15 protein-coding genes and 1 pseudogene are annotated in these 14,335 nt (G+C 66.1%); 9 read left to right on the top strand and 7 right to left on the bottom strand.

What is annotated here, in order from left to right:
* From JDO7802_RS18570 to JDO7802_RS14080, 6 genes and pseudogenes are all read left to right on the top strand, one after another.
* Window positions 1–226, top strand: a pseudogene (locus JDO7802_RS18570) (ArsJ-associated glyceraldehyde-3-phosphate dehydrogenase); the annotation flags it as partial.
* Window position 227: 1 nt separating this feature from the next.
* Complete coding sequence (arsJ, locus tag JDO7802_RS14100; protein ID WP_055086594.1) at window positions 228–1,430, top strand: organoarsenical effux MFS transporter ArsJ; 1,203 nt, start codon at window positions 228–230, stop codon at window positions 1,428–1,430.
* A gap of 94 nt (window positions 1,431–1,524) precedes the next feature.
* Window positions 1,525–2,127, top strand: coding sequence for a CDP-alcohol phosphatidyltransferase family protein (locus JDO7802_RS14095; RefSeq protein ID WP_055086592.1), 603 nt, complete (start codon window positions 1,525–1,527; stop codon window positions 2,125–2,127).
* Between the two features lie 8 nt (window positions 2,128–2,135).
* Window positions 2,136–3,338: an ABC transporter substrate-binding protein gene (locus JDO7802_RS14090; RefSeq protein ID WP_055086590.1), complete on the top strand. Its 1,203-nt coding sequence runs from the start codon at window positions 2,136–2,138 to the stop codon at window positions 3,336–3,338.
* A gap of 12 nt (window positions 3,339–3,350) precedes the next feature.
* Entirely contained in the window at window positions 3,351–5,009 is a 1,659-nt protein-coding gene (locus JDO7802_RS14085) for an ABC transporter permease (protein WP_055086588.1), read from the top strand.
* On the top strand, window positions 5,002–5,634 hold the full coding sequence (locus JDO7802_RS14080; RefSeq protein WP_055086586.1) for an ATP-binding cassette domain-containing protein: 633 nt from the start codon (window positions 5,002–5,004) through the stop codon (window positions 5,632–5,634). The genes JDO7802_RS14085 and JDO7802_RS14080 overlap by 8 nt, the downstream gene beginning before the upstream one ends.
* Here JDO7802_RS14080 and JDO7802_RS14075 read toward each other — a convergent pair.
* The 4 genes from JDO7802_RS14075 to JDO7802_RS14060 are packed head-to-tail and all read right to left on the bottom strand — an operon-like array spanning window position 5,631 to window position 9,808.
* Complete coding sequence (locus tag JDO7802_RS14075; protein ID WP_055086584.1) at window positions 5,631–7,631, bottom strand: ASKHA domain-containing protein; 2,001 nt, start codon at window positions 7,629–7,631, stop codon at window positions 5,631–5,633. The genes JDO7802_RS14080 and JDO7802_RS14075 overlap by 4 nt on opposite strands.
* Before the next feature lies 1 nt (window position 7,632).
* Window positions 7,633–8,619 carry a methyltetrahydrofolate cobalamin methyltransferase gene (locus tag JDO7802_RS14070; protein ID WP_055086582.1) on the bottom strand — a complete coding sequence of 329 codons (987 nt, stop codon included), beginning with the start codon at window positions 8,617–8,619 and terminating at the stop codon, window positions 7,633–7,635.
* Entirely contained in the window at window positions 8,616–9,515 is a 900-nt protein-coding gene (locus JDO7802_RS14065) for a methylenetetrahydrofolate reductase (RefSeq protein WP_055086580.1), read from the bottom strand. The genes JDO7802_RS14070 and JDO7802_RS14065 overlap by 4 nt, the downstream gene beginning before the upstream one ends.
* Window positions 9,512–9,808 carry a virulence factor gene (locus JDO7802_RS14060; protein ID WP_055086578.1) on the bottom strand — a complete coding sequence of 99 codons (297 nt, stop codon included), beginning with the start codon at window positions 9,806–9,808 and terminating at the stop codon, window positions 9,512–9,514. Before JDO7802_RS14060 ends, JDO7802_RS14065 begins: the two co-directional genes overlap by 4 nt.
* A 226-nt stretch (window positions 9,809–10,034) precedes the next feature.
* Between JDO7802_RS14060 and JDO7802_RS14055 the strand changes: the two genes are divergently transcribed.
* Both JDO7802_RS14055 and JDO7802_RS14050 read left to right on the top strand, forming a co-directional pair.
* A complete protein-coding gene (locus tag JDO7802_RS14055; protein ID WP_083481177.1) occupies window positions 10,035–11,201 on the top strand; it encodes a Ppx/GppA phosphatase family protein in 1,167 nt (388 codons plus the stop codon).
* A gap of 41 nt (window positions 11,202–11,242) precedes the next feature.
* On the top strand, window positions 11,243–11,989 hold the full coding sequence (locus JDO7802_RS14050; RefSeq protein ID WP_055086576.1) for an RlmE family RNA methyltransferase: 747 nt from the start codon (window positions 11,243–11,245) through the stop codon (window positions 11,987–11,989).
* Here the strand turns inward: JDO7802_RS14050 and JDO7802_RS14045 are convergent.
* Genes JDO7802_RS14045 through JDO7802_RS14035 form a run of 3 tightly spaced genes read right to left on the bottom strand, consistent with a single transcriptional unit; the run spans window position 11,986 to window position 13,480 of the window.
* On the bottom strand, window positions 11,986–12,255 hold the full coding sequence (locus JDO7802_RS14045; protein WP_055086574.1) for a hypothetical protein: 270 nt from the start codon (window positions 12,253–12,255) through the stop codon (window positions 11,986–11,988). The genes JDO7802_RS14050 and JDO7802_RS14045 overlap by 4 nt on opposite strands.
* Window positions 12,256–12,308: 53 nt before the next feature.
* Window positions 12,309–12,725, bottom strand: coding sequence for an MAPEG family protein (locus tag JDO7802_RS14040; protein WP_055086572.1), 417 nt, complete (start codon window positions 12,723–12,725; stop codon window positions 12,309–12,311).
* Entirely contained in the window at window positions 12,722–13,480 is a 759-nt protein-coding gene (locus JDO7802_RS14035; RefSeq protein WP_055086570.1) for an ArsR/SmtB family transcription factor, read from the bottom strand. Before JDO7802_RS14035 ends, JDO7802_RS14040 begins: the two co-directional genes overlap by 4 nt.
* 111 nt (window positions 13,481–13,591) lie before the next feature.
* On the opposite strand from JDO7802_RS14035, the gene JDO7802_RS14030 reads away from it, so the two are divergent.
* On the top strand, window positions 13,592–14,335 hold the full coding sequence (locus JDO7802_RS14030; protein WP_055086568.1) for an alpha/beta hydrolase: 744 nt from the start codon (window positions 13,592–13,594) through the stop codon (window positions 14,333–14,335).

Genomic DNA, 14,335 nt, shown 5'->3' with positions numbered 1-14,335 from the left:
CGACGCCTTCCGCACGGCCGAGGCGGGGCCGTTGGCGGGCATCCTGGGGGTGGAGGATCGCCCGCTGGTCAGCTCCGATTACCTCAACGACCGCCGCTCCACCGTGATCGACGCGCCTTCGACGATCGTGGTGCAGGACACGCATCTGAAGCTCTATGCGTGGTACGATAACGAATTCGGCTATGCGATCCGGCTGGCCGACATCGCGCGGATGATGGCCGCGTGACGTGACCACCTTGCGGGGATACGCCGCCGTCACGGCTGCCTATTGGGCGTTCATGCTGACGGATGGGGCGTTGCGGATGCTGGTGCTTTTGCACTTTCACCGCCTTGGGTTTCCGCCGCTGACGTTGGCCTGGCTTTTCGTGCTCTACGAAGTGGCGGGCATCGCGACCAATCTGGTGGCGGGATGGCTGGCGACGCGTTTCGGGTTGGCCACGACGCTGATCGCGGGGTTGGCGTTGCAGATCGTGGCCCTTGCCGCATTGACGCAGTTGGATCCGTCTTGGACGCTGGCGGTTTCGGTCGTCTTCGTGATGGTCGTTCAGGGCGCGTCGGGCGTTGCCAAGGATCTGACGAAAACGGCATCGAAGTCGGCTATCAAGCTGCTGATCCCGTCGGGGCAGGGCGCGCGGCTCTACGCTTGGGTCGCGGCCCTGACCGGGTCGAAGAACGCGGTCAAAGGGCTCGGGTTTTTCCTTGGCGCCGCGCTTCTGGGTGGGATCGGCTTCGTGCCGGCGCTCTGGTCGATGGCCGCCGGTCTGGCCGCGATCCTGGTCGCGATCGTCGCGTTCTTGCCGGATGGCTTGACGGTGCGGTCCCGGAACGCGACGTTCGCCCAAGTCTTCAGCACGGACGGTCGCGTCAATCGGCTGTCGCTGGCGCGGATGTTCCTGTTTGCGGCACGTGACGTGTGGTTCGTGGTGGCGCTGCCGATCTGGCTTGCCGGATATCTTGCCGCAGGGATGGAAACGGACCGCGCGTTCTTCCTGACCGGCGGGTTCATGGCGCTCTGGATCGTGTTTTACGGCTTCGTGCAGGCGTTGGCCCCCCGCCTTGGTCCCGGCACGCCGGCGCGCGGCACGCTCTGGGTCGCTGCACTGGCCGCGGTGACGGCTACGCTGGCCGCGATTGCTTTCGCAGCCCCCAATGCCGGGCCGCTGATCCTTGGGGGCTTGCTGCTTTTCGGGGCGGTCTTCGCCGTGAATTCCGCGCTTCACAGCTTTCTCATCCTCGATTTCGCAGGGGCAGGGCGGGTGACGATGGATGTGGGGTTTTACTACATGGCAAATGCCGCAGGACGGCTGATGGGGACGGCTCTGTCCGGTCTGACCTATCAGGTCGGGGGCTTGCCGCTGGCCCTGGCCACATCGGCGGCGCTGGCGGTGGCGTCGGGTCTTGCGGTCCGTTCCATACGCTTGCAGCCCTGAGGCGAACGCGCTTAAAGGTCACGCACTTGTGCGTTGTATCGGACCTGCCGATTTCGCAACAAACCCCTGACCTGCGACCTGTGCGAAGGACCCGATGCTCGACCGTCTCATTCGCCCCTTGATCGATCCGCCGCTGAACCGGCTGGGCCGCACGCTCGCCAACACGGGGGTGTCCGCCAACGGTGTAACGGGGGCAGGTTTCGCGCTTGGGCTGGTGGCGGCGGTTACGATCGCCGTTGGGGCACCGGGGTGGGCGCTGCTTCCGCTTCTGGCCTCGCGCCTGCTCGACGGGTTGGACGGGGCGGTGGCGCGCGCGACGCGGACGACCGATTTCGGGGGCTATCTCGATATCTGGTGCGACTTCGTCTTCTACGGCGCGGTGCCGTTCGCCTTCGCGGTTCTCGACCCCGCCAACGCCCTGCCGGCCGCATTTCTGCTTTTGGCATTCTACGTCAACGGCACCAGCTTTTTGGGCTATTCCATCATGGCCGAGAAGCGCGGACTGACGTCGCAGGCGCAGGGCGTCAAATCGCTCTACTATTCCGCCGGGCTGCTGGAAGGGACGGAAACGATCGTTTTCTTCGTCCTTCTGTGCCTCTTGCCCGGCCTGTTCGCGCCGCTGGCCTGGGGCTTCGGCGTCCTGTGCCTCTTCACCGCCGTGGCCCGCGTGGCCAATGCCCGCAGCCTTCTGACCTGAGAGACTTCATGCGATTTGCACTCACCCTTCTGGCCGCCCTGGCCCTGCCGACGCTTTCACCCGCGCAGACGCAGCCCGATCCTGCCGATTGGCCCGCCGTGACCGCGCAGGCCGACGGGCAGACCGTCTATTGGCACGCTTGGGGTGGGTCGACCGCGACGAACGATTTCATTGGCTGGGTGGCCGACCGGGCCGGTGAGATGGGCGTGGACCTGCGCCATGTGAAACTGACGGACACGGCCGACGCCGTCGGCGTCGTCGTCAACGAATTGCAGGCCGGAGTCACCGAGGGCGGGTCGGTCGACATGATCTGGATCAACGGCGCAAATTTCGCGTCGATGAAGCGCGAAAACCTGCTGTTCGGCCCCTTTGCCGAACAATTGCCGAACTGGCGCTACGTCGATGTCGACGGCAAGGGCGTGCTGACCGACTTCACCGTGCCCACCGAAGGGTTCGAAAGCCCATGGGCCATGGCGCAGCTTGTCTTCGTCCACGACAGCGCGCGGGTCGAGACACCGCCGACGTCCGCCGCGAAACTTCTGGAATGGGCGCAGGCGAACCCCGGTCGCTTTACCTATCCGCAGCCGCCTGATTTCCTGGGCACAACATTCCTCAAGCAGATGCTGATCGAGTTGACGGACGACCCCGCCCGCCTGTCGGAACCGGTGGGTGACGATTACGACGACGTGACGTTCATCCTCTGGGATTATCTTGACCAGTTGCAGCCGCTGCTCTGGCGGCAGGGACGCGCTTACCCCGAAAGCGGGCCGCGCCAGTTCCAACTGATCAATGACGGCGAAGTAGACATCGCCATCAGCTTCTCCCCGGGCGAAGCGACGACCGCGATCGGTAATTTCGAACTGCCCGAAAGCGTGCGGACCTATGTTCTCGATGGCGGTACGATCGGCAACGCCAGCTTCGTCGCCATCCCGGTGAATGCCAACGCCAAGGCCGGCGCCATGGTCGTCGCTGATATTCTGTTGTCCCCCGAGGCGCAGGCGCGCGCGCAGGATCCGGCGGTCCTGGGCTATGGCACCGTACTCGACATGGCGAAGCTCTCGCCCGAGGATCGCGCCGTCTTTGACGCGCTGGACCTGGGCATCGCGACGCTGACGCCCACCCAACTGGGCACCGCCCTGCCGGAGCCGCATCCCACCTGGGCCACGCGCCTGGCCGACGATTGGGTCGCGCGCTACGGCGTCGCCGACTGACGTCGCGCGACTTTGCTGCGCCCGCTTCCGCTTCTGACGACGCTGGTCCTGGTCGGGCCGGTCCTGTTCGGTCTGATCGGGTCGATCCTGCCTGCGTCGGGCCTGCTGATGCAGTCGGCGGAAACGCCCTTTGCCACGGCGCTGTCCTGGCCCGGCCTGCCACGTGCGCTGGCCATCTCGATCCTGTCCGGCGTCCTGTCGACGCTGGGCGCGCTGGCCGTCGCCACGCTGATTCTGGCGGGATGGCACGGCACCCGCGCCTTCGCGGTGCTGGAACGCGCGCTGTCGCCGCTCCTGGCGGTGCCGCATGCGGCCGCGGCCCTTGGGCTGGCCTTCCTCGTCTCGCCGTCGGGATGGATTTTTCGCATTCCGGCGAACCTGCTGGGGTGGGACCGTGCGCCCGATCTTCTGATCCTCGGCGATCCGTGGGGCCTGTCGCTGACCGCCGGCCTGATCGCCAAGGAGACGCCGTTCTTGCTGCTGATGATGCTGGCCGCGATGGGTCAGGCCGATGCGGGGCCGCGCATGGCCATCGCCCGCAGTCTGGGGCAGGGGCGTGTGGCGGCATGGCTCAAGGCCGTGTTCCCGACGATCTATGCGCAGGTGCGGCTGCCGGTCCTCGTGGTGCTGGTCTTCGGGATGACGAACGTGGATGTCGCGATCATCCTGGGGCCGTCCACGCCCACGACACTGGCGGTTCAGGTGACGCGGTGGATGACCGACCCGGACCTTGCCGCGCGCGCCGTCGCGGCCGCGGGCGGTCTGATCCTGTTCGCGGCGACGCTTGCCGTGCTGGCCCTGTGGTGGCTGGGTGAGCGGGCGATCGGGTCCGTGGGCCGGGCCTGGGTCTGGTCGGGCATCGGTCTGCCGGACCGCGCGGCCCGGGGTGTCGGACTGACCCTTGCCGGGGGATCCGCCGCGATGGTTCTGGCCGGACTTGCCGCCCTTGCGGTCTGGTCGGTTGCGGCCCGCTGGGCCTTTCCCGACATGCTGCCCGAGGCGCTGACGTGGCGCAGTTGGATGCGGTTCGGCCCCGACATGGCGCAGACGGCGCTGACGACGCTGGGCCTTGCCGTGACTGCCACTGCTGTCTCGCTCCTCCTCGTGATCGGCTGTCTGGAGGCGGAGGTGCGTCACGGCCTGTCTCTGGGGCAGCGCGCGCTGTGGCTGCTTTACCTGCCGCTTCTGGTCCCGCAGGTCACTTTCCTTCCGGGCCTTCAATTGCTGCCGCTCACGCTGGGCATCGGGCCGTCGATCTGGCTGGTTCTGGCGGGGCATATCGTCTTCGTCCTGCCGTACGTCTTCCTGTCGTTGCAGGGACCGTTCCGGGCGTGGGACGGACGGCTGGCGCGAGTCGCCGCCGGTCTGGGCACATCGCAGAACCGCGTCCTGTGGCGCTTGCGCCTGCCGATGCTGGTCAGCCCCGTTCTGACGGCGGTGGCGGTCGGCATGGCGGTCAGTATCGGCCAATATCTGACCACCCTGCTTTTGGGCGGGGGGCGCGTCACGACGCTGGTGACCGAGGCGGTCGCCCTGTCGTCGGGCGGGGACAGGCGCGCCATCGGCGTCTGGGGTCTGGGTCAGGCGGTCGCGGCGCTATTGCCCTTCGCGCTGGCCCTTGGGGTGCCGGCCATCGTCTTCCGCAATCGTCGCGGTCTGCGCCATGTCTGACGGACTGCGCTTCGACGATGTCGCGATTTCGCGCGACGAAAGGCTGCTGCTGGCGGTCGACGCGCGGATTCCTCCGGGCGAGGTGCTGACCCTGATGGGACCGTCGGGATCGGGTAAATCGACACTGCTCAGTCTTGTGATGGGCGATCTGCCGGCCGCCTTTCGCGCGACGGGCCGCGTGGTTCTGAACGGGACGGACCTGACCGGGCTGGACGTTGCCGCCCGTCATGTCGGCATCCTGTATCAGGATCCACTTCTGTTTCCGCATCTGGACGTGGCAACGAACCTAGCTTTCGGTCTGCCACGCGGCGGGCGCCGCGCGGACCGCCGTGCGACCGTCGATGCGGCCCTGGCCGATATCGGTCTGGCCGGCTTTGGCGCGCGCGATCCCGCCACGCTTTCGGGTGGGCAGGCGGCGCGGGTCGCGTTGATGCGCACGTTGCTGTCGCGTCCCGCCGCCCTTTTGTTGGACGAGCCGTTTTCCAAGCTCGACACCGGGTTGCGCGACCAGATGCGCGAATTGGTCTTCGGCCGCGCCCGCGTCGCGCGCGTCCCGGTTCTGATGGTGACCCATGACGAGGCCGACGCGCAGGCGGCGGGCGGCCAGGTCATCCGACTGGATTAACGCCGCCTGCGCCGCCCTTCGGACGCGGTGTTCCAACTGACGTCGGGCAGGGTCACCTCGGACATCAAATGGGGGAAGGGGGCCGTGGCATGCGGGATGGCATTGGCGGCGACAAAGTGTTCCTGAAACCGCGGCGCGATGGCCGTCTCGACCTTCTCGATCCGCCGGACCAACGTCTCGATATGTGCGCGCGCAGCTCGGTTGCACAAGGCCATGCGCGCGCCGTGTCCGGCGGCGTTCCCCGCGCTCGTCACCGAAATGAGCGCGGCATCGGGGATCATGCCCAGCACCATCGCATGCTTGGGCGAGATGTGGGCCCCGAACGCCCCGGCCAGCGTTACCTTGTCGAGTGTATCGACCCCGGCCTCGTCCATCAGCAGCCGCGCCCCGGCATAGAGCGCCGATTTCGCCAACTGGATCGCGCGGATGTCGCCCTGCGTGACGTGGATACGGCGGTTTCCATCCTCCCACAGCAGATAGGAATGCGTCCGCCCCACCAATTCGCACCGCGACGTGCCGACCTGCGCGGGCGATCCGATCAGGCCCTTCGCGTCGACGATGCCGGCCATCCGCATTTCGGCCACGGCTTCGATAATGCCCGACCCGCAGATGCCGGTTATGCCCGTCGCGCGTGTCGCCGCCGCGAAATCTGGATGATCCGACCACAGCTCGCACCCGATGACGCGGAAGCGCGGCTCCTTGGTGGCGGCGTCGATCTCGACCCGTTCGATGGCCCCGGGCGCCGCGCGCTGACCCGCGCTGATCTGCGCGCCTTCGAATGCGGGGCCGGTAGGTGACGAACACGCCAGCAGACGGTCCCGGTTGCCCAGTATGATCTCCGCGTTGGTGCCCACGTCAACGATTAGGGTCAGCGCGTCCGCCTGATCGGGTGCCTCGGCCAGTGCGACGGCGGCGGCGTCGGCTCCGACGTGGCCGGCGATGCACGGCAGGATGTAGACGCGCGCGCCCGCAGACAGGGACGTCAGTCCGATTTCGGACGCTGCGATGCGCAGGGCGTCGGACGTCGCCAGCGCAAAGGGCGACTGACCCAGTTCGACCGGGTCCACGCCCAACAGGATGTGGTGCATCACCGGGTTGCAGACGATGACGACCTCAACGATGTCGTTGGCCACGATCCCGGCGTCTGCCGCCAGGTCCACGGCCAGCGTCTCCAACGCGTCGCGCACGGCGCGCGTCATCTCCAGATCGCCACCGGGGTTCATCATGGCATAGCTGACGCGGCTCATCAGATCCTCGCCGAAGCGGATCTGCGGGTTCATCACACCGCCCGACGCGCGCACCGCGCCCGTGGACAGGTCACACAGATGCGCCGCGATGGTGGTGGAGCCGAGGTCGATCGCCAGGCCCAGCAGCGGTGCCTCCCGCAGGCCCGGGTACAAGGCGGTGATGCGGTTCTCGTCATGGTTGACAGCGACCGTCACCTCCCATTTGCCCTTGCGCAGGGTGGGTTGCAGGTCGCGGAGCAGCGGCAGGGCCATATCCAAACCGGTCAGGTCCCATTGCGCGCTCAACGCGTGCTTCAGCCGTTCCAGATCGCCCGAGGGCGCATCCATGTCAGGCTCCTCCACGGTGACGAAATGAAGCCGCGTGGCGGGGTCCATCGTGATCGGCACGCCGCTGGCCGCCTTGCGCACGACCTGTTTGTGCAGTTGGCTTTCGGCGGGCACATCGATGACGACATCGCCCTGAACCGTCGCCTGACAGCCCAGACGTCGGCCCGGTTTCAGGCCGCGCTTGTCGTCATATCGCTGTTCGACGGCGTTGAACGCCGACAGCGCATCATCCCGAACGGTCACGCCCAGCTTTGGAAAGTCACCGTGCCCCGGCTGCACCTGACATTTGGAACAGATCCCCCGCCCGCCGCAGACCGATTCGAGGTCCACGCCCAATTGCCGCGCCGCGGTCAGGACTGGGGTCCCCGTTTCGAACCGTCCGCGCTTGCCGGACGGCATGAAGATGACGTGATGGTCGGTCATGTCAGGCGCGGCGACGCCCGCCGCGCCGCCCGCCCGACCGTGCGCCCGACGCGGCCGCGGCCTGCGCGGCTTCGGCGAACGTCGCGCCGTCTTTCACGGCATCCAGAACACGGCTGAACCCGATCCAGTTACCGCCGTTGGGGTCGTGGTTCATCAGCATGTTGGCCGCGTGAATGGCCTCCATCTCGACCGACCGCACGGGATTCATGATCGCCGACGTCATGCCGGCACCGATGGCCATGGGCAGGAAAGCCGCGTTGACGCCGTGCCGGTTGGGCAGGCCGAAACTGACGTTCGACGCGCCGCAGGTGGTGTTCACGCCCAACTCGTCGCGCAACCGCCGGACCAGGGTAAAGACCTGCTGCCCCGCCGTCGCCATCGCACCGATTGGCATGACCAGCGGGTCGACCACGATGTCATGGGCCGGGATGCCGAATTCGGCGGCGCGCTCCACGATCTTCTTGGCCACGGCGAAGCGCACATCCGGGTCTTCGCTGATGCCAGTGTCATCGTTGGAAATGGCGACGACGGGCACATTGTATTTCTTGACCAATGGCAGGACCAGTTCCAGCCGCTCTTCCTCTCCGGTGACGGAATTGAGCAGGGGGCGCCCTTCGGCGGCCATAAGACCATTCTCCAACGCGCCGGGGACCGAGCTGTCGATGCAGAGCGGCACATCGACCAGCGCCTGAACCCGCTCTACCAGCGATTTCATCAGCGCCGGCTCGACGAAGTTGTTGTCGGCATACCGCGGATCGTCGGCCATCTTGTTGGTGAAAACCGCGCCCGAATTGATATCGAGAACCATGGCACCGCAGGCGACCTGCTCCAACGCATCACGCTCCACGGTCGAGAAATCATCGAGCTCCAATTCGGCGGCCAGCTTTTTGCGGCCGGTCGGATTGATCCGCTCTCCGATGACGCAGAACGGATCGTCGAAGCCGATCACGACCGTCTTTGTCTTGGATTCCAATACGGTGCGGGTCATTCTTCATCCTTTGCGTGGGTCGCCAGCCAAGTGGCCGATGTCTTGATCCCGCCCAGTGGGAAGATATGGACGGCTTCGATGTTGAAATCCGGGTGCGCGGCCTTGTGCGCCGCCAGCGCCGTCAGAACCTCCGTCGGCTCGTAGGGCAGCAGCAATTTGGTGACATCCATCGCCCGTTTCTGCAGCACCTTCAGCGACGGTCCGACGCCACAGGCGATGGCGAACTTGATGAGTGTCTGCAGCTTGGCCGGCCCGGCGATGCCGATGTGGACGGGCAGGTCGATCCCCGCCGCCTTGATGCCATTGGCCCAGTCGATGACCGGCCCCGCGTCGAAGCAGAACTGCGTGGCGATGGCCATGTCCGCATCGGTACGCTCTGAAAACTTCTGTTTCCAGGCAAGGGCATCCGAGACGTTCTTCATGCTCCCGTCCATGTCGATGTCGCGGTTGCCTTCGGGGTGACCCGCGACATGTAGGCGCTTGAACCCGTCGAAGGCTCCGCTTTCCAGCAGCTGCATCGAGGTGGCGTAGTCGCCGTGCGGTGCGGCCACGCCCCCGGCCAGGATCAACGCCTGATCGACGTCCGCGTCATTGCGATAACGCGCGATCCAATCGTTCAGCGTGGTTCGATCCGCGATGAGGCGCGCGGGGAAATGGGGCATCGGCTCCATGCCGTCGCGGCGCAGGCGCGCGGCGGTGGCCACCATCTCTTCGATCGGCGTGCCTTCGATATGGGCGACGTAAACGCGTGTGCCGCGCGGCAGGATCGCGGCGAAGTCGTCCACCTTTTCGGCCGTGCGCGGCATCACCTCGATCGACGCGCCTTGCAGGAATGCGGCCAGATCGTCGTTCTTCGGGGCGGGGGCCTCGGTCTTGCGGAATCCCAGAATGCTCATGCCTCGTGCCCTCCGGCCAGGGCGACGGCCTTCAGACGGTCCGGCGTCCAGGCATCTTCCAATGCGGCGGCGCGGGCGGCGGCGTTGTCTGCATCCTCGCCCTCCATTTCTTCGGGGACCTTGCGCCAATCGGCCAGATAGGCGTCGGTCTCCGACGCGCCCGAGCGCATGGCGGCGCGGTCGATGGCCTGCTCGAACCGTTCCGACAACTGCACCTTCGCGGCGCGGCGACCCTTGCCCGCGATAACCTGGGCGGGGATGTCCCGCCAATAGACGACCGTGATCTGACCCATCGGGACCCTCCCTCATTGCCCCCAAGATATAGGGGCGGCCTTGTCGGGCAAACGGCCCGATGGCGACACGGCACCTTCCGATGGCGACACACGTCGGGGATACCCGTCCGTGTCACCCGACACGAGGGGGGCAAAGCATCGAATCCTTCAACACGGACATGAACGCGGCTTGTGCGAAGGCCCCCCGACTTGTAGCGTGAGACCAACCCTGAATGCGGAGGCGGCGATGCCACCGGAAGACCCGGCCGGGGGGCCGAGGTCCGACGCCGGTGCAACGCGCATCGCCGGACCAACCCCCGTGATACGGCCGACACCCCACGCACGCGTGGCTGACAATCGACCCGACCCGGCGGAGCTTTATGCGGCGCTGGATCTGGGGACGAATTCGTGCCGGATGCTGATCGCACAGCCCAAGGGCTCGCAGTTGCACGTCGTCGACAGCTTTTCCAAGTCCGTCCAACTGGGCAACGGGTTAGAGCAGTCGGGGCGGCTTTCGCGGTCGTCCATGGCCCGCACCATCGGGGCGCTCAAGATCTGCCGCCGCAAACTGGAAACGCATGACGTGCGCCGGATGCGCCTTGTCGCGACCGAAGCCTGCCGCCGCGCCAGCAACGCGACCGAGTTCATCGACCTCGTCCACCGCGAGACTGAATTGCCGTTGGAGATCATCCAGCCCGAGGAGGAGGCGCGGCTGGCCGTCGTGTCCTGCGCGCCGCTGGTGTCGGCCAAGACCGAACAACTTCTGGTCGTCGATATCGGCGGCGGATCGACCGAGCTGGTCTGGATCGATCTGACCCGCGTGCCCCGCCACGACCGCGCCCGCGCCATCATGCGCCTGCACGCCGGGTTCAAGGGGGCCGCCGAAGATCCGTTCCCCCGCGCCAAGGTGGTTGACTGGATCAGCATTCCGCTGGGCGTCGCCACCCTCAAGGACCAGTTCCGCGATGTGACGGATGATGCGGCCCGCTTTGCGCTGATGTCCTGGCATTTCGAGGAATGCCTTGCGGAATTCAGCCCCTACGCCGATGCCGAGGGCGACGCAGACCCCGGTTTTCAGATCGTCGGCACGTCAGGCACGGTCACGACCGTGGCGGCCACCCACCTGAACCTGCGCCGCTACGATCGCAACAAGGTCGACGGCCTGCGCATGACGACACAGCAGATCGACCGGGTGATCCGGGGGTATCTGGCGCAGGGGCCGGACGGTCGGCGCAACGATCCGCGGATCGGGCGGGATCGCCACGCGCTCATCATGTCGGGGGCTGCGATTCTTCAGGCGCTTTTGCGGGTCTGGCCGACGGACCGACTGTCGGTCGCAGACCGGGGCCTGCGGGAAGGTCTGCTTTATGCGCAGATGTCGGCGGATGGTGTGCTGGACGACGGCCCGTTCTAGCGGGCCTTCCGATCCGGTCCGAAGGGGCGTAAGGCAAATATATGGTCAAGAAACCCGTCAAAGGTCTGGGGTCCGGCAATGCGTCGGGACGCGGCTACCGCGATCTCACCGTGAAGGTGAAGACGGCGCGGGGGCGCACGATGTCGTCCAAGCTGTGGCTGGAACGTCAGCTCAACGATCCGTACGTTGCGCGCGCCAAGGCCGAAGGTTATCGCGGACGCGCGGCCTTCAAGATCATGGATCTGGACGACAAGTATCACTTCCTGACGCCCGGTGCCCGGGTTGTCGATCTGGGCTGTGCGCCCGGGGGCTGGATCCAGGTTGCCGTGCCGCGCATCAACTCGCTGGGCGAGAACCCGAAAAAGAAAGTCGGGCGCATCATCGGCATCGACCTGCAGGACGTGGAGCCGATCCCGGGGTCGGAGATCCACGTTCTCGACTTTCTGTCCGAAGGGGCCGACGACGCCATCAAGACCTGGCTGGACGGCGAAGCGGATGTCGTGATGTCCGACATGGCCGCGGCAAGTTCGGGTCACAAGCAGACCGATCACCTGCGGATCATGATGCTGTGCGAAGCGGCGGCCCATCTGGCCTTCGACATCCTGGCCCCTGGTGGAACCTTCGTCGCCAAGGTCCTTGCTGGCGGGGCGGAGGGCGACCTGCAAAAGCAGCTCAAGAACAACTTCGCCAAGGTCGCCAACTTCAAGCCGGGGGCCAGCCGCTCCGACAGCTCCGAGAAGTTCGTGGTGGCCCAGGGGTTCAAGGGCAGGGCGGCACCCGGGGTCTAGGGCTTCGGCGGGTCGGCCACATCCTTGGGTGCCTCGTTGCCCCGGATCCGCTTGTCCCGCTGCTCGTCGATGGCGAAATCATCCGCCCCGTCGGTCGGCTTGTCGTACTTCGTCTTGCCACCCTCGGGCTTCGGCTCCACGTCGACCGGGGCGTAGTTGTCACTCTTGGGGTCGCCCGACGGATGCGGACGCTCGGGGATGGGCTGCACGGGCGCGTCGCGGTCGCTGTGCGGCGGATCGGATTTCGGCGTGCGGTCGTTTGACATGGGATGTCTCCTTTGAGTCAGCTCCCAACGCCCCGACCGCACGACGGTTTCATTCATACCGATGTCACGATGGTCGCACCCACCGCCATGATGCAAAGCCAGCCTGTCGTGAACACCAGCGGGCGCAGCGGCATCCGGGCCGTGCCGGTGATCATTCCGACCGCATGGATCAATCGCAATCCGAAAAACAAACCCGTAGCCCAGACCGTCACCGGCGACTTGATCCCGGCGGCATCCGCAATCAGCACCAGCGCAAGCATCGGCAGAAACTGCTCCAACAGGTTCAGGTGGGCCCGAAACGCGCGGGCCACCCAGGGCCGTTGCAAGTTAGGATCTTGGGGGCGCCGAAACGGGTCCGCCCCGTCGGGCAACGTGCCATCGGCGGCGGTGTTGATCCCCACGATATATGGAATCCAAAGCGACCCGGCCAGAATGGCGGTCCATGCCATCCACCCCAGCTCGGGGGTCATCGTGCCTCCTCCGGCTGCGGTGCGGTGATGCGCGTCGGTGTTCCCGTCTCCAACCAGGTCTTGAGGCCCGCGGTCAGGCGTTCCCACCCTTCGGCATACCCTTCGCCGCCCGGCGGGATGTCATAGTGTTCCAGCGTCAGCCGACAGGCATCGCCCTGCGGGTCGATCGTCCAGACGAAGCGGGACACGGGGATGTCCGGGGCCCATTTCGGTACGAATTCGCTTTCGATCCGGGTTTTCGGGGTCTTCGCCATTTCCCGACAGATCAGCATGTCTGCCCCATCGGGCAGCTTGTAGACGATCGTATCGCCGTCGCGGACGGCCGTTGGCGTGAACGGATGATAGTTTGCGGCCGCATCCGCATCGGTCAACGCCTCCCACAGCGCATCCTGCGTGCAGCGGATATAGGTCCGCAGGACATAATCGGGTTTCGTATCGGTCATCTTCGTGCCCTCCAATCGAGCCTTGAGGTCCAGGACCCCCAGGACAGCGGGGGCCACAGCATAGGGTTCGATCCAGCGTGCCAGCGCCTCGGTCAGGGGGACGGCGTTCAGGTAGTGGTCCGTGAACCGCCCACGTTTCACCCGTGTCACCAGCCCGGCATCCTCCAGAACCCCCAGATGCTTGGCCACACCGAACCGCGACAGGGGCAGGGCCGCCTGAAGCTCAGACAGCGACTGTCCATCTTGCCGACGCAGGGCGTCCAGCAGATCGCGCCGATGAGGGTCGGCAAGGGCCTTGAAGACCGAATCCATGGATCAACGTTAGGTGACCATAAAGTCACCTGTCAAGGTAGGTAACCAGATGGTCACCTATTTGCGTCCCTTTGCACTTGTCGCTAGGGCAGGGCGGACCAAGGGGGGCATATGGACACCATCACGCGCGCAGGCAACGATCTGGCCTATCACGTCACGCCGGGACAGGGACCGGGCCTCGTCTTTCTGGGCGGGTTCAAATCCGACATGGAAGGAACCAAGGCGCTGGAGCTGGAACGCTGGGCCATCAAGCAGGGCCGCGCCTTTCTGCGCCTGGATTATTCGGGACATGGCAAATCGGGCGGTGATTTCACCGATGGCTGCATCGGCGACTGGTTCGAGGACGCAATGGCGGTGATCGCCGCCGCGACGACCGGGCCGCAGGTTCTGATCGGGTCGTCCATGGGCGGCTGGATCGCGCTGCTGATCGCGCGGGACCATCCCGACCGCGTCGCGGGCCTTGTCACGATCGCTGCGGCGCCCGACTTCACCGAGGATGGGTTCTGGACCGATTTCACCGACGACCGGCGGACCGAAGTGATGGAGCAGGGGCAAACGGCGGTGCCGTCCGACTATGGCGAGCCTTATGTCATCACGCGGCGCCTGATCGAGGAAGGGCGCGATCGTCTGGTCCTGCGTGCGCCGCTGCCCCTGCCGTTTCCCGTCCGCATGGTGCAGGGGACCGAGGATGCGTCGGTCACGACCACGACCGCCCTGCGTCTGCTGAACCACGTGGCGTGCGACGACATTCGCCTGACACTCGTCCGCGGCGCGGATCATCGGTTTTCGGAAAAGGACGATCTTGCCCTTATCCGACGCAGTGTCGTCGAGGTGCTCAAACGCGTGAAACCTTGA

This window comes from Jannaschia donghaensis (assembly GCF_001403795.1).
Classification (GTDB): Bacteria; Pseudomonadota; Alphaproteobacteria; order Rhodobacterales; family Rhodobacteraceae; genus Jannaschia; species Jannaschia donghaensis.
This window is presented reverse-complemented; position numbering and strand designations above follow the sequence as displayed.